This window comes from Mesorhizobium sp. M0626 (genome assembly GCF_040320665.1).
Lineage (GTDB): Bacteria > Pseudomonadota > Alphaproteobacteria > Rhizobiales > Rhizobiaceae > Mesorhizobium.
On the sequence record NZ_JAMYQD010000020.1, the window covers coordinates 97,470 to 123,693 of the forward strand.

The window sequence follows — 26,224 nt, forward strand, 5'->3', positions numbered from 1 at the left end:
CATGGAGACGCTCGGCCATCTCGCCCACGGATTTTCCGTCGCTTTCTCGCCGATGAACCTGCTGTGGTGCCTGGTCGGCACCACGCTCGGCACGGCCATCGGCGTGCTGCCCGGCCTCGGGCCGGCGCTGACCATCGCGCTGCTGCTGCCGATCACCTACCAGGTGGCGCCGGAGGCGTCCTTCATCCTGTTTGCTGGCATCTATTACGGCGCCATGTATGGCGGCTCGACGACCTCGATCCTGCTCAACACGCCGGGCGAAAGCGCCACCATCGTCACCGCGCTGGAAGGCAACAGGATGGCCCGCTCGGGTCGCGGCGGCGCGGCACTGGCGACCTCGGCGATCGGCTCCTTCGTCGCCGGCACCATCGGCACGATGGGCGTCGCCTTCCTGGCCCCGGTGGTGGTGAAGTTCGCGCTGGCCTTCGGGCCGGCCGAATATTTCTCGCTGATGGTGCTTGCCTTCATCACGGTGTCGGCGGTGCTCGGCTCGTCCTCCGTGCGCGGCCTCACCAGCCTGTTCATCGGTTTCGTCATCGGCATGATTGGCGTCGACCTGCAGACGGGACAGCCGCGCTTCACCTTCGGCATGAACGAACTGCTCGATGGCGTCGATGTCATCATTGCCGCGGTCGGCCTGTTTGCCGTCGGCGAGACGCTCTACATGGCCTCGCGCCGCTATGCCGGCAAGGACGAGATCGTGCCGCTCAAGGGCTCGCTCTACATGACCGCGGCCGAATGGGGGCGCTCGTGGAAGCCATGGCTGCGCGGCGCTTTCATCGGCTTCCCGATCGGCGCCATGCCTGCCGGAGGCGCCGAGATCCCGACCTTCCTGTCCTACGCCATCGAAAAGAAGCTGTCGAAGCACAAGGAGGAGTTCGGCACGGTCGGCGCCATCGAGGGCGTTGCCGGACCGGAAGCCGCCAACAATGCGTCTGCCGCCGGCGTGCTGGTGCCGATGCTCACCCTTGGCCTGCCGACCTCGGCGACCGCCGCAATCATGCTGTCGGCCTTCCAGAGCTACGGCATCAATCCGGGACCGCTGCTGTTGACGACGCAGGCCGATCTGGTCTGGGGCCTGATCGCCAGCCTGTTCATCGCCAACGTCATCCTGGTCGTTCTCAACCTGCCGCTGATCGGGCTGTGGGTACGGCTGTTGAAAATCCCGGCGCCGCAGCTCTATGCTGGCATCCTGGTGTTCGCCACCGTCGGCACCTACGGCATCTCGCAATCGCCGATCGACCTCGTCATCCTCTATCTCCTGGGGGCCGCCGGCTTCCTGATGCGGCGCTTCGATTTCCCGACCGCGCCGGTCATCATCGGCATGATCCTGGGGCCGCTTGCCGAAACGCAGTTCCGCCGGGCGATGACGATCTCGAACGGCGACTGGTCGGTGTTCTACACACACAAGCTGTCGCTGGTGCTGCTGATCCTCGCCTTCATCGGGCTCGCCGGTCCGCATATCTGGGCCTTCATCGAGCATCGGCGCCGGCGCGGACCCGAGCATGTGCCGGGCGATGCCTGAGCGACCTGGAGCATCATGACCGATCTGCTTGCCGGCATCCGCATTCTCGACCTGACCAATGTGCTGGCGGGCCCTTATTGTGCCTACCAGCTGGCGCTGCTCGGCGCCGATGTCATCAAGGTCGAGACGCCGCAAGGCGGCGATCTGGCGCGCCAGCTCGGCGCCTCGCCGGCGCTCAACGAGGCGGGGATGGGCGCGTCGTTCCTGGCGCAGAATGCCGGCAAGCGATCGGTGGTGCTGGATCTCAAAAGCGAAGCCGACCGCGAACGCTTCCTCGATCTCGTCGCCTCCGCCGATGCGCTGGTCGAGAATTTTCGACCGGGCGTGATGGGGCGGCTGGGTCTCGGCTATGAGGTGCTGAAAGCGGTCCGCCCCGGTCTCGTCTATTGCGCCATATCGGGGTTCGGCCAGACCGGGCCGATGCGCGACAATCCGGCCTACGACCAGATCATCCAGGGGCTGTCCGGCATCATGAGCATCACCGGCACGCCGGAGACCGCACCCTTGCGGGTCGGCTATCCCGTCGCCGACACGCTGGGCGGGCTGGTCGGGGCCTTCGCCATCGCCGCGGCGCTGGTCAAGCAGAAGACCTCGGGCGAGGGCGCGTTTCTCGATGTCTCGATGCTCGAATGCACGCTGTCGGCGCTGGGCTGGCCGGTGTCCAACTATCTGACCGCCGGCGTCGAGCCGCAGCCGATGGGCAATGAGAACATGACGGCTGCGCCCTCCGGCGCGTTTCGCACCGGCGACGGCCTGCTCAACATCGCCGCCAACAAGCAGGAGCAGTTCGTCACGCTTTGCCGGCTGATCGGCCAGCCGGAACTGGCCGACGATCCGCGCTTTGCCGAGCGCGAGACGCGCAAGCAGAACCGCGCTGTGCTGAAGGTGCTGATCGAGACGGCCTTGGCGAGCGCCTCGGCCGCAGCCTGGGAGGAAAAATTCAACCGCGCCGGCGTGCCGGCGGGCCGGGTGCTGACGATCCCCCAAGTGCTTGGCGAGCGCCAGGTGGTCGAGCGCGACATGACCACGCGTTTCCAGGGTCTGCCCGGCATGGCGCAGCCGCTGACCGTGGTGCGCGGCGGCTTCATGGTCGATGGCGCGGCACCCTTGCCGGTCCTGCCGCCGCCTGTGCTGGGCGAGCATATGGACGAGGTTTTTTCCACCCTGCCGCCGCGCGCCAGGAGAAGCGCGTGAGCGAGAGAAAAACCGGCCGCGAACGCGGCGAGGAATGGTGGCAGACCGGCATCATCGAGATGAGCCCCGGCATTATCCGGCTGCGCGGCTATGAAATCCAGGAGCTGATCGGCCGCGTCAGCTTTCCGGCCACGATCTGGCTGATGCTGCGCGGCGAATTGCCGAGCGAGGAGCAGGCGGCGCTGCTCGGCATTGCGCTGGGGGCGGCCGTCGACCACGGGCCGCAGGCGCCGTCGATCGCCATTGCCCGCATGGCCATCACCTGCGGCGTCGGCATCAACAGCGCCATGGCGTCCGCCGTCAACGTGCTGGGTGACGTGCATGGCGGCGCCGGCGAACAGGCGCTGTCCTTCTATGGCGACATTGCCGTGGCACTTGACCAGGGTGTTGCGCTGGACCAAGCCGTAGCCGCACGGCTCGACCGTTTCTTCGCCGAGGAGAAAGGCTATGTGCCGGGATTTGGCCATCGCTTCCACCCGGTCGATCCGCGCGCGCCGCGCCTGATCGCAGTGACGCGCGAGTTTGCCGCGCGCGGCGTCGTCAGCGGACGCTTTGCCGACATCGCCGAGGCCGTCGAATCAGAGGTGGCACGGCGCAAGGGGAAGAAAATACCGCTCAACATCGACGGCGCCACCGCCGTCATCTATGGCGAGCTCGGCTTTCCGCCGCCGTTGACGCGCGGCCTGTTCGTGCTCTCGCGCTCGGTCGGCATCCTGGCGCATGCATGGGAACAGTCGCAGCAAAGCGAGCGCAACAAAGGGCCGCTGCCGCGCGAATGGCTGTGGGCCTATACGGGCACGCCGCTGCGGCCATTTCCCGCTGAGGGGGATGAGGGTCCCGCTGAAGGGGACGAGGGCAAGTGAGGTTGGTCAGGCCGGGTCCGGCACTGCCGGCTGAGGCGGCGCCAGGTTGGCCATCAGCGTCGAGAGATCCGGCTCATCGATGAGCAACGCCGCGTCCTGCGGCTTGAGCCATGCCCGCTGGCGGCTCTTGGCCTCCTGCCAGTTGGCCAGTTCCTCGGACACCTCCAACAGATAGACGACGACGTCGACGCGCACAAAATTGTGCTCCAGCCGTTTCCAGTAGGAATAGCTGCCGGCAGGCGCCTTGCGGGTCTTGCCGAGCACGCCGGCTTCTTCGCGCGCCTCGATGGTGGCGGCCTTGCGCCCGCTCTTTCCTTTCATCGGCCAGCCCTTGGGCACGATAAAGCGCTTCGTCGCTCGCGACGTCACCAGCATCACTTCGAAATTGCCTGAAACGTCCAGACGAAAGGGAATGGCGGCGACCTGGCGAATGCGTTCGCCTCGCCTTGCCTTGCGTACCGCCTTTTTCTTCGTCGTCGCCATGTGCTGAAAATCCGGTCGGCGGGCGCACCGCCGCACGCCGCCTGCAAACCCTGATATGCCCGCGAGGCAATGAGCATTTTTAGTAAATAAGTCGACTAAGTAAATCGCAAGCGACCGATATCAACGGCAAACACGCACAATCTGGTTGTTGACGATCTGAATCGGACAAGCTTGCCGGACGACGGGCACTTCGGGGCGCGGCTGCGGCACGATCCGACGGTCCTGCTCGCGATATTGCTGCTGCTGTTGCTGGAACTGCTGCCGCTGCAGGCTGTTGCGCAATTGCTGCAGCTGGTTCTGCTGGATCAGCCGGTTGGCGCTGGGATTGACGGACTGAGCCGCAGCAGATTGCATGATGCCGACGAGCGTTGCCGCCGCCAGCATTGCCGACATGAGAACTGTCGATAGGCGAAGCGTCGACATCAGTTCATTCCCGTACAGATATAACCTCCTCTCTATATAGGGCGTTCGTCTCGATCTGCCATGGGCCGGTCTGCCATGGGCCGATCTGCCACGGGTTGGCGAAATCCCTGAGGAAGCGGCCCGGCCGCACTTGACAGAAAAGATCGATTGACCGCTCTATCGGGCGCGGATCTCGGCCTCAATCGCGGCTGACTCGAGGCACAATCGGGAGCATATTGATGAAAAGCAGGCAAGTATATTTCGCGGCGCTACTGGGCAGCATCTGTATTCTTGGCCCGGTGGCAGTCGCGGCGCAAACCAAGACCGACAAGGCGGCGCCTGCCGCCGCAGCGCCCGCCCCTGCTGCCGGCCCGACATTGCCTGGCGGCGCCTCGGCGCTGTCCGAGACACATGGCGACTGGACGGTCAATTGCCAGGTAACCGGCACGGCCAAGGTTTGCAGCCTGTCGCATCAGCAGTTCAACAAGCAGTCCAACCAGCGCCTGCTGGCGATCGAGCTGTCGAGCAAGAGCGGCGAGGATGCCGCCGGAACGCTGGCGCTGCCGTTCGGCCTGGCGCTCGCCAAAGGCGTCAGCCTGACCATCGACGACCAGAAGCTGGAAGGCAGCTTGCCGTTCAACACCTGCCAGGCCGTCGGCTGCCTGGTGCCGGTGGCGTTCGATGCCAGCGTCACGCCGCTGCTCAAGGCAGCCACCACGCTGAAGATCGACGCCTTCGCGGCCGACACCGGTCAAGCGGTGAGTTTCACCATCCCGCTCAACGGCTTCGGCGGCGCACTGGCACGGACCGCGGAACTCTCGGCGGACTGAGCGGAAAACGTCCGGTCACTCAACCTCGCGCAGCCGGTACCCCACCCCGGTTTCGGTGGTGATGTAGCGCGGCTGGTCGGGCGACTTTTCGATCTTCTGCCGGAGCTGGCGGACATAGACCCTCAGATACTGCACGTCGGTCGAATCGCCCCACACCTGCTTCAGAATGAAATGGTGGGTCAGCACCTTGCCGGCATGCTGCACCATAATGCGCAATATGTCGTACTCCTTGGGGGAGAGCTTTATCTCCTTGCCTTCGACCTTGACGATGCGCTTGACCAGGTCGACCGAGAGATCGCCGGTCTGAAACACCGGCTTCTCGCCCTGCTGCTGGAATTTGTGGCGCAGCGCGACGCGGATTCTGGCGACCAGTTCGTTCATGCCGAACGGCTTGGTGATGTAGTCGTCAGCGCCGAGTTCGAGCGCCGCGACGATGCCGGCTTCGTCGGTGCGGCTGGACAGGATGACCACGGGCACGTCGAGGCCGTCGTCGCGCCATTTGCGCAGGAGATCGAGGCCACCCATGCCGGGCAGGCCGAGGTCGAGCAGGATCAGATCCGGCTTTTGTGCATCGACGAGTTCGATCGCAGCCTTGGCGTTGGGCGCTTCGCTGACCGCATAGCCCTGGCTGCCGAGGCCGACGCGCAGCAGTTTGCGGATCGGCGGCTCGTCGTCGACGACCAGTATGCTGACGTTGGAATTTGTCATGCCGGATCACCAGAGTTTTGCCCGTCCGCGTTCCGTTCGTCCAGGCCGGGCGATCGTGCCGGCTTCGGCATGCGGATGGTGAAGACCGCGCCTTGGCGATCGCTGCGGTTCGCCGCCATGATCGTGCCGCCCATCGCCTCGATGAAGCCCCGGCAGATCGACAGGCCGAGCCCGGTGCCGGCCTGGACCTGATCGCGCTTGCGCACCCGGTAAAAGCTGTCGAAGACGCGCTCCAGGTCGGCGGGCGGAATGCCCGGTCCCTCATCCATGATCTGCAGCACGACGGAGCCATTGTCGGCCCAGCCCTGCAGCCGGATTGTCGATCCCGGTGGCGCGTATTTCGCGGCATTGTCGAGCAGATTGAACAGCATTTGTTCGAACAGCACGGGATCGAGCTTCAGCATCGGCAGGTCGGCCGGAATATCAACCTCGGTCTTGTGCCCGGCAGTGATCTTGCGTGCCCGCTGCAAGGCCGAGCCGACGACATCGCCGACATAGTGGAGAGCAAAATTCGGCTCCATGGCGCCGGATTCAATCTTGGTCATGTCGAGCAGATTGGCAATGAAGCGGTTCAGCCGTTCGGACTCGTCGAGCACGGTGGTCAGCAGCTCGGCCCGATCGTTCTCGGGCAGTGCCGGCGCAAATTCCCTGAGCGTGCCGGCCGCGCCCATGATGGCCGCCAGCGGCGTCTTCAGATCATGCGAGATCGACGTCAGCAGTGCCGAGCGCAAGCGGTCGGCCTCGGCCGCCAGCCTGGCGCGATCGACATCGGCGACCAGCTGGATGCGCTCGATGGCAACCGCCGCCTGGTCGGCCAGCGCGTCGAGCAGGCGCTGTTGCTCGGGCGTCAACAGCGGCCCCTGCTTGTCATTGTCGAGGCCGACGACGCCGATGGCGGTACGGCCGGTCCGCAAGGGCAGGTAGAGCCGTTTTGCCCCGGGCAGGGTATCGGCGCCACGGCCGGCAGCCCGGTTGTGTTCCCAAGCCCAGCGTGCAGCCGCGATGTCGGCCTCGGCCAGCGTGTCGTCGGGGGGATAACCGGCCTTGACGGTGATCGTGCCTTCTTCCGGCAAAAGCAGCACCACGCGCAGCTTCAGCATCGAGGCGATCTGGAACGCGGTGGCCCACAAAACGTCGTCGAGCGTGCCCGCGCCGGCGAGTTTCTTGGAAAAGAGGTAGATGTCCTCGGTCGCCCGGGCGCGTGAACGGGCGGCGGCTGCCTGACGCTGCACACGCGCCGTCAGATTGCTGGCGATGACGGCAACGACGAGGAAGACGGCGAAGGCAACGATGCTCTCCGGATCGCGGATCGTCATCGTGTAGCGCGGCTCGAGAAAGAAGAAGTTGAAGGCAATGGCGCTGAGGAAACAGGCGTACAGCGCCGGCCACAGGCCAAAGGTCACTGCCGATGTCAGCACCGCCAGCAGCAGCACGCTGGCAAGGTTGCGAACGTCGAGGAACTGATCGAGGACGGCGCTGACGGCAAGCGCGCCGGCGACATAGACGGTCGAGAAAAGATAAGGCCAGATTTGAAATGGCGTCTGCTCGGCCGCCGCCTTGACCCTCGACGTGGCCTCGTTGTCGCGCTCCGTTCCTGAAATGACATGGACGCTGATATCGCCGGCATTGCGGATCAGATCGTAGGTGAGCGAACCCTCGATCAGTTCGCGCCAGCGCGAGCGGGTCGGCCTGCCGACGACGATATGGGTGAAATTGTTCACTGTGGCGTGGCGGACGATGTCCTGGGCGACGTTCTGGCCCGGAATGGTCGTCACCTCGGCGCCGAGCTGCTCGGCCAGGCGCAAGAGCGTGGCCAGCCGGTCCTTGTCTTCCTCCGACATGGCGGCCGAACGCGGCGTGTCGACATGCAGCGCCGTCCACGGTGCGCGCAGCCGGTCGGCCAGCCGGCGCGCATAGCGGACACGAGACGCTCCGCCCGGACGCGCATCGACGCAGACGAGCACCCTTTCGCCCGCCGCCCAAGGGCCGGGAATCGCGTGCGACTGCATGTGGTTGAGCAACTGCTCGTCGACGCGCTGGGCGGTGCGGCGCAGCGCCAATTCCCGAAGCGCGGTCAGATTGCCCGGCGAGAAATAGTTTTCGACTGCGCGCTGGGCAGTGTTGGGGAAATAGACCTTGCCCTCTTTCAGCCGCTTGATCAGGTCGTCGGGCGTGAGGTCGATGATCTCGATGTCATCGGCCTGGTCGATGATGGAGTCCGGGACCGTTTCGCGCACCCTGACCCGGGTGATCTGCGCCACCACGTCATTCAGGCTCTCGACATGCTGGATGTTGAGCGTGGTGTAGACATCGATGCCGCGCGTCAGGATTTCCTGGACGTCGAGATAGCGCTTGGGGTGGCGGCTGCCGGGCGCATTGGTGTGGGCGAGTTCGTCGACGAGCACCAGCGCCGGCCGGCGGGCGAGAATGGCATCGATGTCCATCTCGTCCAGCACGCGGCCTCTGTAGTCGACCTTCTGGCGCGGGATCACCTCGTAGCCTTCGACCAGCGCCAGTGTTTCCTTGCGGCCGTGGGTCTCCACGACGCCGACCACTACGTCGACGCCGTCAGCCAGCCTGGCGCGGCCGGCCATCAGCATTTCATAGGTCTTGCCGACGCCGGGGGCAGCGCCGAGAAATATCCGCAGACGGCCGCGCTCTTCCCGTTCCGCATGCTCGAGCAGCGCGTCCGGAGAGGGTCTGGTATCGTTGCTTCTGGCGTCCGGCATCAGGCTCGATCATGAACGGCGCCGAGGATCGTGTCGATCCCCGGCCCCTGGCTTCAGAGATTGTCTCTCACTGCTTGGTATCGTCCAGTGCCAGGTTGAGCGCCAGCACATTGACGACCGGCTCGCCGAGGAAGCCGAGTTCGCGGCCTTCGACATGGCTGTCGACAAGCGCCTTGACCTTGGCTTCGTCGAAGCCCCTGGCCTTAGCCACCCGAGCGACCTGGAAATAGGCGGCGTCCGGGCTGATGGCGGGATCGAGGCCGCTGCCGGACGTCGTCACCAGATCCATCGGCACCGGCCGGTTCGGGTTCTCCGCCTTCAGCTTTGCAACATCGCCCTTGATGCGGTCGATCAGCTTGGGGTTGGTTGGACCGAGATTGGAGCCGCTGGACGCTGCGGCGTTGTATCCGTCGCCGGCAGCCGAGGGGCGGCCATGGAAATACTTGTCGTCGGCAAAGCCCTGGCCGATCAGTTCGGAGCCGATGACCGTGCCATTCTTCTCGATCAGGCTGCCATTGGCTTGATGCGGAAACAGCGTCTGGGCGATGCCGGTCATCCCCAAGGGATAGATCAGGCCGGTCAGGACAGTAAAAAAGACGATCATTGTGATTGCGGGGCGTATCTGGGAGAGCATGGAGATATCCTTAAGCGAGGCCGAGGCCGGTGACGATCATGTCGATCGCCTTGATGCCGGCGAACGGAACGATGATGCCGCCGAGGCCGTAGACCAGGAGGTTGCGGCTGAGCAGCGCGCCGGCGCCGATGGCGCGGTATTTGACGCCTTTCAGCGACAGCGGGATCAGAGCGATGATGATCAGCGCGTTGAAGATGATGGCCGACAGGATGGCGCTCTGCGGCGTCGCCAGATGCATGATGTTGAGCGCTTGCAGGGGGCCGATGGTATGTCCCGGCGCAACGTAGAAGACGGCAAACATGGCCGGGATGATGGCGAAGTATTTGGCGACGTCGTTGGCGATCGAGAAGGTCGTCAGCGAGCCGCGCGTCATCAGCAGCGCCTTGCCGATCTCGACGATCTCGATCAGCTTGGTCGGGTCACTATCGAGGTCGATCATGTTGCCGGCCTCGCGGGCGGCAACCGTGCCGGTGTTCATGGCGACGCCGACATCGGCCTGCGCCAAGGCCGGCGCGTCGTTGGTGCCGTCACCGCACATGGCGACCAGCTTGCCCTTGGCCTGTTCGTCGCGGATCAGCTTCAGCTTGTCCTCGGGCGTGGCCTGGGCGAGGAAATCGTCGACGCCGGCTTCGGCTGCGATCGCCGCCGCAGTCATCGGATTGTCGCCGGTGATCATCACGGTGCGGATGCCCATTTTGCGCAGTTCGGCAAAGCGCTCGCGGATACCACCCTTGACGATGTCCTTGAGGTGGACGACGCCGAGCAGGCGGCCGTCACGCTCGACGGCCAGCGGCGTGCCGCCCGACTTGGCGATCTCGTCGGCGATCGCCTGGAGATCCTTGACGGTGTCGCTGCCGGGGCGCGTGCCGTGAGTGGCCGATGACGACTGGCTGACATAGGCGAGAACCGAATCGACGGCGCCCTTGCGCACCGACGAGCCATCGATGTCGACGCCGCTCATCCGGGTCTGCGCGGTGAAGGGCACGAAGCTGGCATGCAAGGTTGCCATGTCACGGGCGCGGATGGCGTATTTCTCCTTGGCCAGCACGACGATCGAGCGTCCCTCAGGCGTCTCGTCGGCGAGCGAGGCGAGCTGCGCGGCATCGGCCAGTTCCTGTTCGGTGGCGCCCTTGACCGGGCGGAATTCGGTGGCCTGGCGGTTGCCGAGCGTGATGGTGCCGGTCTTGTCGAGCAAAAGCGTATCGACGTCGCCCGCCGCTTCGACGGCACGGCCGGACATGGCCAGCACGTTGAAGCGCACCAGGCGGTCCATGCCGGCAATGCCGATGGCCGACAGCAGGGCGCCGATGGTGGTCGGGATCAAGGTGACGAACAGCGCGACCAGCACCGTCACCGGGATATAGCCGCCGGAATAGGAGGCAAAGCTCGGGATCGTGGCGGTGGCCAGCACGAAGATCAGCGTCATGCCGACGAGCAGGATGTTGAGCGCGATCTCGTTGGGCGTCTTCTGGCGCGAGGCACCCTCGACCAGCGAGATCATGCGGTCGAGGAAGGTGTGGCCGGAGGCGGCTGATATGCGCACGCGAATCCAGTCGGACAGAACCTGCGTGCCGCCGGTGACCGCCGAACGGTCGCCGCCGGATTCGCGAATGACGGGTGCGGACTCGCCGGTGATTGCCGCCTCGTTGACCGAGGCCACGCCTTCGATCACTTCACCGTCGGACGGGATGATGTCGCCGGCTTCGACCAGCACGATGTCGCCAACCTTCAGGCTGGTGCCGGGCACCAGCTTGAACCTGGAGCGGTCTTCGCCGGCAAGCAGCTTGGCCTGGGTTTCGGTGCGCGCCTTGCGCAGCGAATCGGCCTGCGCCTTGCCGCGGCCTTCGGCGACGGCCTCGGCGAAGTTGGCGAACAGCACGGTGAACCACAGCCAGATGATGATCTGCAGCGTAAAGCCGAAATCGCCGCCGCCGGTGGCGAGATCCTTGACGAACAGGACCGTGGTAAGAAGCGAGACGATGGCGACGACGAACATCACCGGGTTCCTGACCAGCGTGCGGGGGTCGAGTTTCCTGAAGGCGCCGCCGATGGCCGGCCACAGGATGCGGGCATCCATGATGCTCGCGGATTTGGACTGGCTCATTTGGTGGCTCCAGTATCTGAACTGTTGGCCGGCACCGACCGATCGGATGCCGAAAAGAGGGGCGGCGGACCATAGGCCAGCAGCCAGATCACGATCATGACTGCCGCGAGGCCGAGGAAGGTAGATACGCTGGGGAAGGGAGGGGGCGTTTCCTCCCCCTCATTGCCGGCTCGTGGGCCGGCTCGCGGCCGGGCCTTCATGCGTTTTGGGTAGAACCAGGACATGACAAGCCTCAGAATGTCTGGCCGTTGATGGCAGCCAGGTGCTCGACGATCGGTCCGATCGCCAGTGCCGGGAAGAAGGTCAGGCCGACGACGATCAGGATGACGCCGACGAGCAGGCCGACGAACAGCGGGCCGTCGGTCGGGAAGGTGCCGGCGGAAGCCGGAACCGTCTTCTTCGTCGCTAGCGAGCCGGCAATGGCAAGCGCTGGAATGATGACGAAGAAGCGACCCACCCACATGGAGATGCCGAGCGTGATGTTGTACCAGGGCGTGTTGCCGGAAAGGCCGCCAAAGGCCGAGCCGTTGTTGGCCGCCGCCGAAGTGTAGGCATAAAGAACCTCGGAGAAGCCATGCGGACCGCCATTGGCCATCGAGGCGACGGCGCTTGGCAGCACGACCGCTATTGCCGTGAAGACCAGCATGACCAACGGCAGAGCGAGGATGGCGAGCATTGCCATCTTGACCTCCTTGGCCTCGATCTTCTTGCCGAGATATTCGGGCGTGCGGCCAACCATCAGGCCGGCGACGAACACGGTGATGACGATGAACATGACGATGCCGTAGAAGCCGGCGCCGACGCCGCCGACGATGACTTCGCCGAGCTGCATGTTGAGCATCGGGACCAGGCCGCCAAGTGCTGTGAACGAGTCATGCATGGCGTTCACCGCACCGCAGCTCGCAGCCGTGGTGATGACGGCGAATAGTGCCGAAGCGGCAATGCCGAAGCGGCTCTCCTTGCCTTCCATGTTGGCGCCGTCGACGCCCAACGCATGGACCAGCGGATTGCCCGCGGCTTCCGCCCAGTAGCAGATAACGACGCCAGCGATGAACAGCACACCCATCGTGGCCAGGATCGCCCAGCCCTGGCGCTGGTTGCCGACCATGCGGCCGAAGACGTTGGTGAGTGCAGCACCCAGCGCGAAGATCGTCACCATCTGGATCATGTTGGAGATGGCGTCGGGGTTTTCGAAAGGATGCGCGGCATTGGCGTTGAAGAAGCCGCCGCCATTGGTGCCGAGCATCTTGATGGCGACCTGCGAGGCGACCGGCCCAAGGGCGAGCGTCTGCTTGGCGCCCTCCAGCGTGGTGGCGTCGACATAAGGCCCGAGCGTCTGCGGCATGCCGAGCCAGACATAGACAAGGGTGAGCACGATGCTGAGCGGCAGCAGGATGGAGAGCGTGCAGCGGGTCATATCGACCCAGAAATTGCCGATCGATTTGGCCGAGGCGCGGGCGAAGCCGCGGATCAGCGCCACCGCAATGGCAATGCCGACGGCGGCGGACATGAAGTTCTGAACAGTCAGGCCCGCCATCTGCACGAGGTAGGACAACGTGCTTTCGCCGCCGTAATTCTGCCAGTTGGTGTTGGTGACGAAGCTGACGGCAGTGTTGAAGGCGAGATTGGGTTCGACCGATGCCATCCCGGCCGGATTGTAAGGCAGGACGCCCTGCAGGCGTTGCAGAAAGTACAGCACCAGGAAGCTGGCAAGGCTGAAGAAGATGATTCCTGCCGCGTAGGTCGTCCAGTGCTGCTCCTCGCGCTCGCTGGTTCCCGAAATGCGGTAGAGGCCGCGCTCAACGGGCCCGAGTATGGGCGAGAGAAAGGTGCGATCGCCATTGAAGACGCGGTACATGTAGCCGCCGAGCGGCTTCACCAGCAAAACGACGATCCCGCAATAAACCAGGATCTGTATCCATCCGTTGAGTGTCATGGGTTTCCGTGCCTTGCTTCAGAAGCGTTCTGGGCGAACGAGGGCGTATGTCAGGTAGACGAGCAGGAACAAGGTCACGCCGCCACCGAGGATGTAATCGACAAGCATGGTGCGATCCTTCCGCTTAAAGAGCGTCGCAAGCTTTGATGTAGGCGAGGGAAAGACCGAAGAACAAAACCTCGATCCCGATGACGACGATGTCCATTTGTGTTGGTCCTTGCTTCTGCTTGTATTTGGCGCCAGCGACTGGCGAGCCAGAAATTCCATGAGAACGGCCCGCCGTAACTCTGGGGTCACGGCGTCCGCAGCGTTTTGCTCGAGATGGAATATGGACCCGATCGCCATAAAGGTTCGAGACGGGGCCGGGAGGAAAGATATAAAATTCCTATAAAGATTTCCGGGAGATGGCTCCGTTCCGGGCCGCTAGAAACCGACGCCATGATATCGCGACCCCTCTTGCGGCGGCTCCGTCTTTCGAAACAATGGGAACGCAAAACGAGGGAAAAACAGATGCTCGACATGGCACCATCGAAACAGGCGGCGACATGGCTTTGCGCGCTTGCACGGGCGCTGGAAGCTGATGACGCCGAGGCGGCCGCCAACCTGTTCGTCGAGGATTGCTACTGGCGCGATCTGCTGGCTTTCACCTGGAACATCACCACGATGGAAGGCCGCGATGAGATCCGCGACATGCTGCAAGCGACGCTGGCGGAAACGAAGCCCTCACACTGGACGCTGTCCGGCGAGGCGACCTCGGATGAGGGCACCGTCGAGGCCTGGTTCACGTTCGAAACGGCGGTCGCGCGGGGCGAAGGGATTGTGCGCCTTACGGACGGCCGCTGCCGGACCTTGTTCACGGCGGTGCGTGAGCTCAAGGGGTTCGAGGAACAAAAGGGACCGGCGCGGCCGCTTGGTATCCGTCACAAGGCCGATCCGAAGCGCGAAACCTGGGCGGAGGCGCGGGCGCGCGAGACGCGCGATCTCGGCGCCACCGAGCAGCCCTATTGCCTGGTCATTGGCGGCGGGCAGGGCGGCATCATGCTCGGCGCGCGGCTGAGGCAGCTCGGTGTGCCCACAATCATCATCGAGAAAAATGCGCGCCCCGGCGATTCCTGGCGCAACCGTTATCGCTCGCTCGTGCTGCACGATCCGGTCTGGTACGACCATCTGCCCTACATTCCGTTCCCGGAGAACTGGCCGGTGTTCACGCCCAAGGACAAGATGGGCGACTGGCTGGAGATGTACACCAGGGTGATGGAGCTCAACTACTGGGTCGCCACCAAATGCGTCAGCGCCAGCTATGACGAGACCGAGAAGGTATGGACTGTGGTGGTCGACCGTGTCGGCCGGCAGATCACGCTGAAGCCGAAGCACATTGTCTTTGCCACCGGCGCCTATGGCCCGCCACGCCAGATCGCGCTGCCCGGCGCCGAGACCTTCAAGGGCGAACTCCTGCATTCCAGCCAGTATGCAAGCGGCGAGAAATTCCGCGGCAGACGTGTCGCTGTCATCGGCGCGGCAAGCTCGGGGCACGATGTCAGCGTCGACCTCTGGGAGAGCGGCGCAGACGTCACCATGATCCAGCGGTCGCCGACGACAGTGGTGAAATCCGACACTCTGATGGAAGTCGGCTTCGAGATCTTCTCGGAAAAGGCTTTGGCGCGCGGCATCAGCACCGACAAGGCCGACCTGATCGTCGCGTCCACGCCGTTCGCGCTTGTACCCAAGGGCCAGCGGGATCTTTACGAGGTGATCAAGGCACGCGATGCGTCCTTCTACGACCGGCTGCGCGCCGCCGGCTTCGCCATCGATTTCGGCGAGGACGAGACCGGGCTGTTGATGAAGGCCTACCGCACCGGCTCCGGCTACTACATCGATGTCGGCGCCTGCGAACTGATCATCAATGGCGAGATCAAAGTGAAGAGCGGCGTCGGCATCAGTTCATTGACGCCGACCGGCATCCTGTTCGACGACCGCAGCGAGCTGGCCGTCGATGCGATCGTCGCCTGCACCGGCTACCAGTCGATGAACGAGACCTTGGCAGCCATCGTCTCGCGTGAGGTCGCCGACAAGGTCGGGCCATGCTGGGGCCTCGGCTCCGGCGTCAAGGGCGATCCCGGTCCTTGGCAAGGCGAGCTGCGCAACATGTGGAAGCCGACGGCGCAGGACGCCCTGTGGTTCCACGGCGGCAATCTGGCGCTGTCGCGGTTTTACTCGAAATATGTGGCGCTTCAGATCAAGGCGCGGATGGAGGGGATCGCGACGCCGGTGTTTGGGGCGGTGAGTAACGCAGGGCGCTAGCGATCTCCTCCCCCCTTGTGGGGGAGATGTCGCCGAAGGCGACAGAGGGGGTCGCCGCGCGTGGAGCGCTGACCTCCAGCTGCCGCGAGGTGCTTGCGTCCGGTCGAACCGACCCCCTCTGGCCTGCCGGCCATCTCCCCCTCAAGGAGGGAGCTTATCCACGCCCGAAATGCCGTGCCGCGACCTCGACATGCGTATGTGCCGCATGCGGCTCGAAGCGCTCGGTCTCGTTGTGGTCGGGCGCCTCGTTCGGCCACCAGACACCGCCGATAACAATGCCTTCTGAGACCAGCCGCTGATCCGCGATCAGCGCCGCACCGACCGCATCGACGAAGGTAAAGCGCCCGGGGCGCAGTCTCAGCACCGCGACATCGCCGACACCGCCAACTTTCAGCGTCCCAAGCTCCGGCCTGGCGATCGCCTCGGCTGGCCTTTGCGTGGCGGCGCGCAGCACCTCGACCAGCGGCATGCCCAGCGCCATTAGCTTCGACATGCAGACCAGTATGTCGAAGGCCGGACCGTCGACGCAATAGAGATGCACGTCGCTGGAGATGACGTCGGGCGCGAGGCCCTCGGCCAGCATCGCTTTCGCCACGGCGAAGTCGAACGATCCCATGCCGTGGCCGATGTCGAAGATGACGCCGCGTTCGCGGGCCAGCCGCATGTCCGGCCGCACCGCGCCGGAAGCGAACACCGGCGCATTGGGGAATGGCCGAAAACAATGGGTGAGGATGTCGCCGCGGCGCAGCCGCGGCAGCACTTCGGAGCGGCCGGGCGGCGGTTCGTCAATATGCGCCATCAGCGGCAGGCCGGCCTGGTCGGCGGCTTCCAGCGCGAGATCGACCGGCGCGATGCCGCTGGCGCCGCCGGCATGCTTACCGGAGCGCACTTTTACGCCAACGACGACATCGGCGTGCTCGCGCACCGCAGCCACCGTCTCGCGTGGCTCGCAGAGCCTGAGATCGCTGCATTCGCCGACCGAGACGCTTTGTGAGAAGCCGAATATGCCGGCAAAGGAGATGTTGACGTAGGCGAGAATACGCACCTTCGAGCGCTCGATGACATGGCGGCGAAAGCCCAGAAAATTGCCGGCGCCGGCGCTGCCGGCATCGATGAAGGTGGTGGTTCCGCTCTTGGCCGCCAGCCGGTCGGCGTCGACGCCCAGCGAGGTGCCGCCCCAATAGACATGGCTGTGCAGGTCGATGAGGCCGGGCGTGACGATGCAATCACGAGCGTCGACTATCTTGGTGGCGTGCTCGGCATCGATCGCCGCCTCGATGGCCACGATGCGTCCGCCCGCAACGGCGACATCGCGCGGCGCGTCCAGGCCCGAGGCCGGATCGATCAGGCGGCCGCCCTTGATCAGGAGATCGAACTGCATCGGCGCCTGCCTCTCTCTTTGTTTCGGGGCATGATCTTTGGACAAAACGGTTTCCGTTTGTCCGAGAAAACCGGTTTCCACTTTTCGGGATCATGCCCCGACTGGTCAAACCGGCCGGTAAGCGACGGCTTCGACCTCGATCTTGATGTCGATCATCAGCCGCGATTCGACCGTGGTGCGGGCCGGCGGATTTTTCGGGAAGTGCTTGGCGTAGACGGCATTGAAGGCGCCGAAGTCGCGCGCGTCCTCGAGCCAGACCGTGGTCTTGACGACATCGTCCATGGTGCAGCCGGCCAGCGCCAGTGCTGCCTTCACATTCTGCAGCACCTGCTCGGTCTGCTCGGTAATGCCGCCCTTGACCACAATGCGGTCGCCGTCGACCGGCACCTGACCTGAGATGTAGACGAAATCCCCGGCGCGCACGGCCGGCGACAGCGGCACGTGGGATGTTCCAAAACACTCTTTGGGCAAGGGAAACTCCTGTTCAGAATGGCGGGCCGCGCCCCGTTTTCGCCGACCGCTCTACGCCTGTCCCGGTGATCCTCATAGGGGGCTTTTTGGAAAGCAACATTTTTCCAAACGCGTGTTGCTTTATCGCAGGCTCGCCAGCATCTTGCGCGTCGCATTTTCCCGACAGGAGATTTCAATGACCTTCGACAAGAACCCGTTTCCAGAGGGCGATGCCGATCGTCACGCGCTCTGGGAAATGCTGGTGCGGCGCGACATCGACGCCTTTATCGGTCAGGACTGGTCGATGGTCGAGGATGATTTCCTCGCCGACAGCTTCTTCGGCATGCATGCGCATTTCCTCAGCGATGCCGACGCCTGGCGTCTGCAATTCCCGAGCCTTGCCGTCTATCGCGACGAATGGCTGCGCCAGGCCAAGGAGACGGCGGCGACCGAATTCGCCGAGCCGCTGCGCGAGGCGCTGTTTCGCGTCACCAACATGCGCGACATCGACGTCGATGGCGACCGCGCCGTGCTGCACAAGAAGTTCAACGGCTCGGTGGCCAAGGCCGATGGCAGCGTCGACAAGCTGAAATGGCAGACGCTGTATTTTTGCAGGAAGGTGGCGGGCCACTGGAAGATCGGCGGCTTCGTCGGCTACATGCCACATCCCTTGGGGATCTGAGTCTTGCCGCTTATGCTACTGCCGGCCTTCGCGCACGAAGACGTGCGCCTCCCGGGCTGCAGTTGTAAAAGCTCGCCAACCGAACTCACTCGAGCTCAAGCGAGTTGAACGGGACAGGTTCGTCCAACAGGGCTAGCGGGAGCGGTGGTCGAACACGACCGCCATGGTCTTACCAATTGCCGCCATGACCACGAGTTCGACGAGATCGTCGTCGCTGTCGACACAGGTTGGATCCATGCGGCGGATGGCGTCGAGCGCCGCTCTAGTCGAGACGGTATCGCCGGCGCGGAATCTGGAAAGCGCAGAGGAAACAAGGTTCTGGGTTGTCACGTCGATGACAGGTACGCTCGGCACTACGTTCATGGCTTCCTCCTGCCAAGAACCCTCTCCCGAAGGAAATAATACGCCGAACGACGGCGTGTGCCAGCGGAATCGTGGTCCGACCAGATTGCCTGGAGGGCACGGTTGCGTGTTTGATAGGATCGAGCCCACAGCATCCAGGACCGGACATGAAACTGTACTTCAGCCGCAATCCCAATCCGCGCCTCGCGGTTGCAACTGCACGTCATCTGCAGGCCAAGGTCGAGTGTGAGTTTGCGGCACCCATGGCGCCCGGGCAGGCTGAGCGGTTTCGTCAGCTCAATCCCAATCTTACCCTGCCGATATTGGCATGGCCGGGCGGCAGCCTGTGGGAAGCCGACGCCATAGCCTGCCTTCTGTCGCGCGAAGCGGGTTCGGATTTCTGGCGCGGCGGCGGCGACCAACCCGACATGATCCGCTGGCTAAGCTGGGGCAAGGAAAATTTCGTGCGGGCCTGCGACACCGTGCATTTCGAGCGCGGAACCAAGCAGCGCTACGGGATTGGGCCCGTCGACCAGGGCAAGGTCGAGGAGGGGCTGGCGGAGTTCCGCATCGCGGCAGCGATTCTCGAGGCGGAGCTCGCCAAGCGGCCATGGCTTGTGGGCAAGTCGCTCTCCTATGCCGATTTCCGCATGGCGACGTTTTTGCCGTTCAACGATGCAGCCGGCCTGCCGCTGGCGGACTATCCCTCTGTTCTGGGTTGGTATCGCCGGCTCGAAGCCATCGATGCCTGGCGCGATCCCTTCGACGGGCTGGAAGCGCCGCTTCTGCCGCCGGTCAACTCCGCTTGATGTGCCTTCCCTATGGGCAGATGGGCTGATGTGTGGCGCTTTGGCAGCATAGGTGTGGAACAGCGGGCGAGTTGCCATGGCGCGCTCGACGGCTCGCGGCCGGGTTGATAAGCCCTGTCCGCAAGGAGAGTCGTGACATGACCGTAGCCATCGAGATGGGACAGACGACGGCGGGTGCGCCGGCGGCGCTCGACCTTGAGGAGCTGCTGGCGACCCGGCTTCTGGTGCAAGGCAATTCCGGCTCCGGCAAATCGCACCTTTTGCGCCGGCTCCTGGAGCAGAGCGCGCCCTGGGTGCAGCAGACCATCATCGACCCGGAAGGCGATTTCGTCTCGCTGGGCGACCATTACGGCCATCTGGTCATCGATGCCGAGGAGCATACGGAGCGTGGCCTGCAAGCAGCCGGCGAGCGGGCGCGCATCCACCGCGTCTCCACGGTGCTCAATCTCGAAGGGCTCGATGCCGAGAACCAGATGCGGCGCGCCGCTGCCTTTCTCGGCGGATTGTTCGAGGTTGCCCGCGAGCATTGGTATCCGATGCTGGTGGTGGTCGACGAAGCGCAGCTGTTCGCGCCCGCCGTGGCCGGCGAAGTGTCCGACGAGGCGCGAAAGCTCTCGCTCGGCGCCATGACCAATCTGATGTGCCGCGGCCGCAAGCGTGGCCTTGCCGGCATCATCGCCACGCAGCGGCTGGCAAAGCTCGCCAAGAATGTTGCGGCGGAGGCCTCCAACTTCCTCATGGGCCGTACCTTCCTCGATATCGACATGGCGCGCGCCGCCGACCTTCTGGGCATGGAACGGCGTCAGGCCGAGGCGTTTCGAGACCTGGAGCGCGGGCACTTCATGGCGTTGGGACCGGCGCTGTCGCGCCGCCCGCTCGGCGTGCGCATCGGCCAGACCGAGACCAGCCCGCGCAACGGTACGCCGCGGCTGATGGCAATGCCGGAAACAGCGCTTGAAGACGCACGCGCCATCATCCTGGCGGCGCCGCCGCCCGAGACGATCCGCGCGCCGCGCCGGATGGCGTCGCCGGAGCTGCTCGACCAGCTGATGGCGGCCAAATCGGCGGCGCTGGACATCCGCCCCGAACCTGCGGAACCGGCGGTAAGCGCCGAGGATATGGCCGAGCGGCGAGAGCGGGTGGACCGTGTCCTGCGCGCCATCCTGGCGCAGCCCGATGCGGGTTTCCGCGTCATCGGCGTGCTTTATCAGGAGTTCGTCGTCCGCTGCCGCATCGAAGGCCTCGCTTCGGTGGTGCCGGACCTCTCAGAATTCCGTCGCATGCTGACGCGCGCCCGCGCCGGGCTCGGCGCCGACATGGCAGGCGATGACGCCTGGCAGGACGTTTCCGTGCGCGCCTCGCTGCTGCCCGAGGACATGCAGGGCGTGTTCATGATGATCGCCCGCGCCGCCAAGGAGGGCTGGCCGTGCCCGAGCGACGCGGCGATCGCGCGCGCCTACGGCTCGCATTCGCTGCGGCGCGCCCGGCGGCTGCTCACCTATATCGAGGAGCAGGGCCTCATCGTCTGCCAGCTCGACGGCACCGGCCGCCGCACGGTGACGCTGGTCGAGCTCGCCTGGGCGACGGCGCCGGGCGACCCCAATGCCGCGGAGGCGGAACAGGGCAGCCTGGCGCTGTGAAAGGCGAACAGGCAGCTACCTGACTTGCTTGCGCGGTTCTGAACAAGATGTGTTTCGCCGATCGGCGCGCGACGATTTATGATGGGTTTCCGAGAATCGCAGAACGGTTCGGGCGGGAGGGTTGTCCGGTGCGGTTGAAATCTCTGGCTGTCTTTGTCTTTGGCCTCCTCGCCATCGCCGGCATCGCCTTGACGATGTCTGCCCGGTCTTTTGCCGCGTCCTCCGATTTACCGGCGTGGCTGCAGGCCCACGTCGGCAATGACGACGGCGAGATTTCGCAAGTGGTGCTGGAGCGGGCGCGCGCGCTTTACCTGAAGAAGGTCGCGCAAGGCGCTGTCCACAATGGCTGCTATTTCGCCATGGATGCGACGCGCCCCGGCGATCTCGGCAATGGCGTGCTGGGGCGGCGCTACTACGTCATTTGCGAGGCCAAGCAGTCGTTCAGGGCGATCTCCTCGGGCCATGGCGGCGGCCGCAATCTGAAGGGCGTGGTCGATTTCTCCAACGGGAAGCGCTGCGCGAAAAACTTCGGCAATGCGCTGGACTCGTCCTTGACGACCGGCGGCGCCTATATGACCGGCGAGGCAAAGACCTCATTCAAGGGTTTTTACCGCATCGGCGCAAAAAAGGACCAGGCGCTGCTGCGCACCTTCATCCAGTTCGACGGCGAGGGCGAGACGGCGAATGCCAGGCAGCGGGTGATCGGCGGCCACGCGGCGCGGCTGTTGCGCGGCATGTGCCTGCGCAAGAACCCGAACAGCTCCTATGCCGACCATGACGGCTTCGTCCCATACGGCAAGCTGGTGGATTACGCCGGCGGCCGCAGCAATGGCTGCACCAGCTGGTCGCCGTCCGACGCCGACCAGATCATTTCGATGGTGAAGAGCAATCCGACGACGCTCTATATCTACCCGGAATCGCGCGACATCGCCGCCGTTGGTAAATCGGGCGCCTATTGGAATGCGTCCTGCCTGAAGGAGATCGGCAAGCCGAAATTCTGGCCGCGAAAGAGCCTTGAGCCGATCATCGCGCAATACGCCAAGGACAACCCGCCACCGGCGCCACAACCGTTGCCGATCTGCACCGGGCCGTGAGGGATGAGTCCTCGGCTCGGCATTGTCGGCGGCGCGGACTGGCTGGGCGGCGCCGCCGATCCGATGGGCTCTACTGATTGATCTCGGGTTCGACGAGCTTTGCCAGATTGCGCAGCGACTCCTGCCAGCCGAGATAGCAGGCTTCGGCCGGAATAACGTCCGGAATGCCGGCCTGCGTGATGTCGAGTTCCGTGCCGACCGACACTTTCTTCAGGAGCACGGTCACTTCGATCTGGCCGGGCAAATTGGGGTCGTCGAACCTGTCGGTGTAGCGCAGGCGCTCGCCGGGAACGAGTTCGAGATATTCGCCGCCGAAGGAATGGCTGCCGCCCGTCGTGAAGTTTCGGAACGACATCTTGAAGGCGCCACCGACTTTCGCGTCGAAGCTGTGTACCGTGCAAGTGAAGCCGTTCGGCGGAAGCCATTTCGCCAGCGCGTCGGCTTCTGTGAATGCGCGGTAGACCTTCTCCGGGCTGGTCGTCAGAACGCGGTGCAAACGTACGGTGCTTGGCATCTCTTCGGTATCCTTTGTGGTTTCGTTGTCCGATGCCCCAAGGACGGGTGAACCTCACCCGGTCCGACATAGCCTGTCAAATTTTCTTGAGCCCTTTGCCCGCGGCCATCCGCCCGCGACTTCGACCGCCGCCTCAGGCAGGCGGTCGTGTCGCGTCAAATTGCATGCATCATTGACAGGTTGCCTAACTTTTCGGCGCGGATCTCACAATTTATTAAAATTGTAAGTCTCTCCTACAAAGTTGTATTAGGATCAGCTTAACGCCTTCGGCATTATCTATTAAATGATGGGCGACGATCTCCTTGGTGTACTATAGAATGATTCCCTGGAACGACGGATCAATTTAAGAGTTGATCCGAAATGGTCGCTCGAAGGTTGTCGAACGACCAAGGCAGCACGCGCAAGGAGTGTCGGAATGACCACAGTCCTCAACGCCAAAGGCATTCCACTTCCCTATACCGGCGCTTCCACCCATTGGTTCTCGGCGACTGGAGGCGCGCCTTACCGCTACGGCACCTCGGGCAACGATTCCTTCTGGGGCGACACCAACGTCAAGGTCACCATGTATGGCGGCGCGGGCGACGACTATTACCATCTCTATTCGACGATCAACAAAGCGGTCGAGAACTACGGCGCGGGCGTCGACACGATCGATACCTGGATGAGCTACAAGCTGCCCGCCAATTTCGAGAACCTCGTCGTCACCGGCGACGGCCACTATGCCTTCGGCAATGGTCAGGACAACATCATAACGGGCGGCGCTGGCAGCCAGACGCTGGACGGCGGCAAGGGCAATGACGTGCTGATCGGCGGCGCCGGCGCCGACACCTTCATCATCACCAAGGGCAATGGCAGCGACCTTATCTCCGATTTCGGCGCGACCGACACGGTGCGCCTCAACGGCTATGCCTTCACCTCGTTCGAGGCCGTCCACGCCAATATGGTCCAGGTGGGATCGAACGTGCAGCTGAACCTCGGCTCGAGCGAGGTGCTGGTGTTCCACAACACCACGATCGACAAGTTTCAGCCCGGCCAGTTCGAGCTGCCGATCGACAAGACCGGCATGACGCTGTCCTTCAACGACGATTTCAACACGCTGAGCCTGTGGAACGGCCAGAGCGGCATCTGGGATTCCAATTTCTGGTGGGGGGCGCAGAACGGCAGCTCGCAGCCCCAGAACGGCGAGCTGCAATGGTATATCGACGCCAATTATGCGCCGACCAGCTCGGTCCATCCGTTCAGCGTCGCAAGCGGCGTGCTCACCATAACCGCGGCGCATGCGCCCGACGACATCAAGCCGCTGATCAACAATTACGAATACACTTCCGGCATACTGACGACGCACGACACCTTCTCGCAGACCTATGGCTATTTCGAAATGCGGGCCGATCTCCCGGAAAATGCCGGCGCGTGGCCGGCCTTCTGGCTTCTGCCCGAAGACGGTTCATGGCCCCCGGAACTCGACGTGATCGAAATGTATGGGCAGAACCCGAATGCGCTTCTCATGACCGCGCACACAAATGAGACGGGAACCCACACCACGGTCGGGTCGACGGTGAATGTCTCCAACACCGACGGCTATCACACCTATGGCCTGTTGTGGACGCCGGACAAGCTGGTCTGGACCTATGATGGCGTCCAGGTCGCGGAAGCGGCGACGCCGTCCGATATGAACAAGCCCATGTATATGCTGGTCGACCTTGCGGTCGGCGGTCAAGCCGGCGCGCCGCCCGACCATCTGGCGACGCCCGCGCAAATGAAGATCGACTATATCCACGCCTATACGCTGAACGATTTGCAGCAGAGCCATCTGAGCACGACAGCCGAGCACGCGGTCTAGATGTCACGGGACCGCGCGCCACTCAGGGATGCGGCCATCGGCCTGCGCCCGGTTTTCCTGCGCGGCATCGCCGATATCGGCATATTTTCGTTGCTGATCAACATCCTGCTCCTGGTGATCCCGCTCTATCTGCTGCAGGTCTATGACCGGGTGTTGCCGTCCTCCAGCGTCGAGACGCTGCTTTATCTCTCGGCCATGGCGGTCCTCGCGCTCGCCTTCCTCGGCCTGCTGGACGCGGTCCGCGCCATCTACGCGCAACGTGTTGCGGCCACCGTCGACCTGAAACTGGGCGCGCGGACATTCGCCGCCTCGCTTGGCGCCAGACATGCCGGCAGCGGGCTGTCGCCGCTGAACGACCTTGCCACGACTTGCGCCTTCATCAGGTCGCGCGGCGTGGCGGTGTTGTTCGACCTGCCGTTTGCGCCCGTCTTCCTGGCCTTGCTCTATTTCATCCATCCCGTCCTGTTCTGGCTGACGCTCGCCGGCGCCGTGCTGCTGTTTCTCCTGGTTGTGGCCAACCAGCTTGCCATCGGCAGGAACGATGCCATGTCGGCGGAACGCTCGGCGGTGGCCAGCCAGGCGGAGCAGGCCTTTGCCCGCAACACCGACACGCTGCGCGCCATGGGCATGGTGCAAAATGCCGCCGCGGTCTGGGGACAGCACGTCACTGAGGCGCTGACCCTGCATGACCGTTCCGGAAGCGCCAATGCGATCTTCAGCGCGACGTCGCGGGCGCTGCGCATGATGCTGCAACTGGCGATCCTCGGCGCCGGCGCGTGGCTGGTGCTGCAGGGGCAGATGACCGCCGGCATGATCTTCGCTTCGTCGCTGGTGTCCTCGCGCGCGCTGCAGCCGCTCGACCAGCTGATCGGATCCTGGCGGCAGATCGTCGACGCCAAGCGATGCTGGAAGCGGCTGGACACCGCCCTTGCGGCGCAACCAGCGCAGGGGCGCAAGCTCGCACTGCCCGATCCATTGGGCGCGATTTCGGTGCAGGATCTGTTCTTCATCGCGCCGACTGCGGCTTTCGGCACGGAGCCCATCCTCAAGCGGTTGAATTTTGCCATCGGCGCCGGCGAAGCGGTGGCGATCGTCGGCCCGAGCGGGGCCGGCAAATCGACGCTGGCGAAATTGCTTGTGGGCGCGCTGCAGCCGACCGGCGGCGCGGTCAGGGTCGACGGCGCCGACCTGAGGAGCTGGGACGAAACCCAGCTTGGCAGGCATATCGGCTATCTCGCGCAGGAGGTGGAGCTTTTCCCGGGATCGATCGCGCAAAATGTCGCCCGCTTCGAACCCGATGCCGATGACGCCGCGATCGTCGAAGCGGCCAGGCGCGCCGAGGCGCATGAGCTGATTCTCACGCTGCGCGACGGCTATCAGACCATGATAGGCCCGTCGCATACCGTGCTGTCGGGCGGCGAGCGCCAGCGGATAGGGCTGGCGCGCGCCTTCTACGGCAAGCCACGCATGCTGGTGCTGGACGAGCCCAACGCCCATCTCGACGGCAGTGGGGAGGCGGCGCTCGAAGGGATGCTTTCGGCCGCGCGAAGTGTAAGCGTCACGACAGTCGTCATCACGCATCGCCCTTCGATCGCCGCGGCCTGCGACCGTGTCATGGTCCTGCGCAACGGCATGGTCGAAGCTTTCGGCCCTGCGAGCGAGGTGCTGAGGCAACCGGCGGCCGGCAAGGCCGGGAGCGCGGTGGTGACAGGCTCGTTCGTGCCGACCGTGCGCCCGCACAGCGTGCGCTTCGGGTCATAGAC

At 64.2% G+C, this 26,224-nt stretch carries 23 protein-coding genes; 11 read left to right on the forward strand and 12 right to left on the reverse strand.

Translation table 11 applies throughout. The annotated features are described in order from the left end of the window. The first annotated feature begins 1 nt into the window (after position 1). From NKI37_RS25110 to NKI37_RS25120, 3 genes are read left to right on the forward strand one after another with little or no spacing between them, the layout of a single operon-like run. The gene (locus tag NKI37_RS25110) at positions 2-1,525 is read left to right on the forward strand and encodes a tripartite tricarboxylate transporter permease (protein ID WP_023686551.1); all 1,524 of its coding nucleotides are present in this window, start codon (positions 2-4) and stop codon (positions 1,523-1,525) included. A gap of 15 nt (positions 1,526-1,540) precedes the next feature. Further along, entirely contained in the window at positions 1,541-2,719 is a 1,179-nt protein-coding gene (locus NKI37_RS25115) for a CaiB/BaiF CoA transferase family protein (RefSeq protein WP_352788424.1), read from the forward strand. Then, a complete protein-coding gene (locus tag NKI37_RS25120; RefSeq protein ID WP_031196006.1) occupies positions 2,716-3,582 on the forward strand; it encodes a citryl-CoA lyase in 867 nt (288 codons plus the stop codon). The genes NKI37_RS25115 and NKI37_RS25120 overlap by 4 nt, the downstream gene beginning before the upstream one ends. A gap of 6 nt (positions 3,583-3,588) precedes the next feature. Here the strand turns inward: NKI37_RS25120 and NKI37_RS25125 are convergent, their stop codons facing one another. After that, complete coding sequence (locus NKI37_RS25125; protein WP_023669717.1) at positions 3,589-4,065, reverse strand: NUDIX hydrolase; 477 nt, start codon at positions 4,063-4,065, stop codon at positions 3,589-3,591. Between the two features lie 120 nt (positions 4,066-4,185). Beyond that, positions 4,186-4,488, reverse strand: a complete 303-nt coding sequence (locus NKI37_RS25130; RefSeq protein ID WP_352788425.1) for a hypothetical protein — start codon at positions 4,486-4,488, stop codon at positions 4,186-4,188. A 218-nt stretch (positions 4,489-4,706) separates the two neighbouring features. Here NKI37_RS25130 and NKI37_RS25135 point away from each other — a divergent pair, with 218 nt between their 5' ends. After that, positions 4,707-5,297: an invasion associated locus B family protein gene (locus NKI37_RS25135; RefSeq protein WP_023669715.1), complete on the forward strand. Its 591-nt coding sequence runs from the start codon at positions 4,707-4,709 to the stop codon at positions 5,295-5,297. Between the two features lie 15 nt (positions 5,298-5,312). On the opposite strand, the gene NKI37_RS25140 is transcribed toward NKI37_RS25135, so the two are convergent. The 6 genes from NKI37_RS25140 to NKI37_RS25165 all read right to left on the reverse strand — a co-directional run bounded on the left by NKI37_RS25140 (position 5,313) and on the right by NKI37_RS25165 (position 13,516). Further along, positions 5,313-6,005, reverse strand: a complete 693-nt coding sequence (locus NKI37_RS25140) for a response regulator transcription factor (protein WP_023733578.1) — start codon at positions 6,003-6,005, stop codon at positions 5,313-5,315. Continuing rightward, entirely contained in the window at positions 6,002-8,734 is a 2,733-nt protein-coding gene (locus NKI37_RS25145) for a DUF4118 domain-containing protein (RefSeq protein WP_352788428.1), read from the reverse strand. The genes NKI37_RS25140 and NKI37_RS25145 overlap by 4 nt, the downstream gene beginning before the upstream one ends. A 67-nt stretch (positions 8,735-8,801) precedes the next feature. Beyond that, positions 8,802-9,368 (reverse strand): potassium-transporting ATPase subunit KdpC, encoded by a 567-nt coding sequence (kdpC, locus tag NKI37_RS25150; protein WP_352788430.1) that lies wholly within the window; start codon positions 9,366-9,368, stop codon positions 8,802-8,804. A 10-nt stretch (positions 9,369-9,378) separates the two neighbouring features. Beyond that, positions 9,379-11,472, reverse strand: coding sequence for a potassium-transporting ATPase subunit KdpB (gene kdpB, locus NKI37_RS25155; RefSeq protein ID WP_352788432.1), 2,094 nt, complete (start codon positions 11,470-11,472; stop codon positions 9,379-9,381). Positions 11,473-11,704: 232 nt separating this feature from the next. After that, a complete protein-coding gene (gene kdpA, locus NKI37_RS25160) occupies positions 11,705-13,408 on the reverse strand; it encodes a potassium-transporting ATPase subunit KdpA (RefSeq protein ID WP_352788434.1) in 1,704 nt (567 codons plus the stop codon). A gap of 18 nt (positions 13,409-13,426) precedes the next feature. Beyond that, positions 13,427-13,516: a K(+)-transporting ATPase subunit F gene (locus NKI37_RS25165; RefSeq protein ID WP_023669708.1), complete on the reverse strand. Its 90-nt coding sequence runs from the start codon at positions 13,514-13,516 to the stop codon at positions 13,427-13,429. Positions 13,517-13,918: 402 nt separating this feature from the next. On the opposite strand from NKI37_RS25165, the gene NKI37_RS25170 reads away from it, so the two are divergent. Then, positions 13,919-15,709: a flavin-containing monooxygenase gene (locus NKI37_RS25170; protein WP_352788436.1), complete on the forward strand. Its 1,791-nt coding sequence runs from the start codon at positions 13,919-13,921 to the stop codon at positions 15,707-15,709. A gap of 154 nt (positions 15,710-15,863) precedes the next feature. On the opposite strand, the gene NKI37_RS25175 is transcribed toward NKI37_RS25170, so the two are convergent. Both NKI37_RS25175 and NKI37_RS25180 read right to left on the reverse strand, forming a co-directional pair. After that, the gene (locus NKI37_RS25175; RefSeq protein WP_352788439.1) at positions 15,864-17,090 is read right to left on the reverse strand and encodes an amidohydrolase/deacetylase family metallohydrolase; all 1,227 of its coding nucleotides are present in this window, start codon (positions 17,088-17,090) and stop codon (positions 15,864-15,866) included. Between the two features lie 105 nt (positions 17,091-17,195). Then, a complete protein-coding gene (locus NKI37_RS25180) occupies positions 17,196-17,561 on the reverse strand; it encodes a RidA family protein (protein WP_023683098.1) in 366 nt (121 codons plus the stop codon). A gap of 175 nt (positions 17,562-17,736) precedes the next feature. Between NKI37_RS25180 and NKI37_RS25185 the strand changes: the two genes are divergently transcribed. Beyond that, positions 17,737-18,222 (forward strand): hypothetical protein, encoded by a 486-nt coding sequence (locus NKI37_RS25185; RefSeq protein ID WP_023686540.1) that lies wholly within the window; start codon positions 17,737-17,739, stop codon positions 18,220-18,222. A gap of 132 nt (positions 18,223-18,354) precedes the next feature. Here NKI37_RS25185 and NKI37_RS25190 read toward each other — a convergent pair whose 3' ends face one another. Continuing rightward, positions 18,355-18,585: a hypothetical protein gene (locus NKI37_RS25190; protein ID WP_023669703.1), complete on the reverse strand. Its 231-nt coding sequence runs from the start codon at positions 18,583-18,585 to the stop codon at positions 18,355-18,357. Positions 18,586-18,731: 146 nt separating this feature from the next. On the opposite strand from NKI37_RS25190, the gene NKI37_RS25195 reads away from it, so the two are divergent. From NKI37_RS25195 to NKI37_RS25205, 3 genes are all read left to right on the forward strand, one after another. Then, positions 18,732-19,373: a glutathione S-transferase family protein gene (locus NKI37_RS25195; protein WP_023710834.1), complete on the forward strand. Its 642-nt coding sequence runs from the start codon at positions 18,732-18,734 to the stop codon at positions 19,371-19,373. Positions 19,374-19,510: 137 nt separating this feature from the next. Next, complete coding sequence (locus NKI37_RS25200; protein ID WP_352738198.1) at positions 19,511-21,013, forward strand: helicase HerA domain-containing protein; 1,503 nt, start codon at positions 19,511-19,513, stop codon at positions 21,011-21,013. 128 nt (positions 21,014-21,141) lie between these two features. Then, the gene (locus NKI37_RS25205; RefSeq protein ID WP_352788441.1) at positions 21,142-22,107 is read left to right on the forward strand and encodes a hypothetical protein; all 966 of its coding nucleotides are present in this window, start codon (positions 21,142-21,144) and stop codon (positions 22,105-22,107) included. A 70-nt stretch (positions 22,108-22,177) separates the two neighbouring features. Here NKI37_RS25205 and NKI37_RS25210 read toward each other — a convergent pair whose 3' ends face one another. Then, the gene (locus NKI37_RS25210; protein ID WP_023683102.1) at positions 22,178-22,621 is read right to left on the reverse strand and encodes an SRPBCC family protein; all 444 of its coding nucleotides are present in this window, start codon (positions 22,619-22,621) and stop codon (positions 22,178-22,180) included. Between the two features lie 415 nt (positions 22,622-23,036). On the opposite strand from NKI37_RS25210, the gene eglC reads away from it, so the two are divergent. Together eglC and NKI37_RS25220 are read left to right on the forward strand one after the other, a co-directional pair. Then, positions 23,037-24,461 carry an endo-1,3-1,4-beta-glycanase EglC gene (gene eglC / locus NKI37_RS25215; protein WP_033001007.1) on the forward strand — a complete coding sequence of 475 codons (1,425 nt, stop codon included), beginning with the start codon at positions 23,037-23,039 and terminating at the stop codon, positions 24,459-24,461. After that, a complete protein-coding gene (locus tag NKI37_RS25220; protein ID WP_023683104.1) occupies positions 24,462-26,222 on the forward strand; it encodes a type I secretion system permease/ATPase in 1,761 nt (586 codons plus the stop codon). The last annotated feature ends 2 nt before the right edge of the window (positions 26,223-26,224 follow it).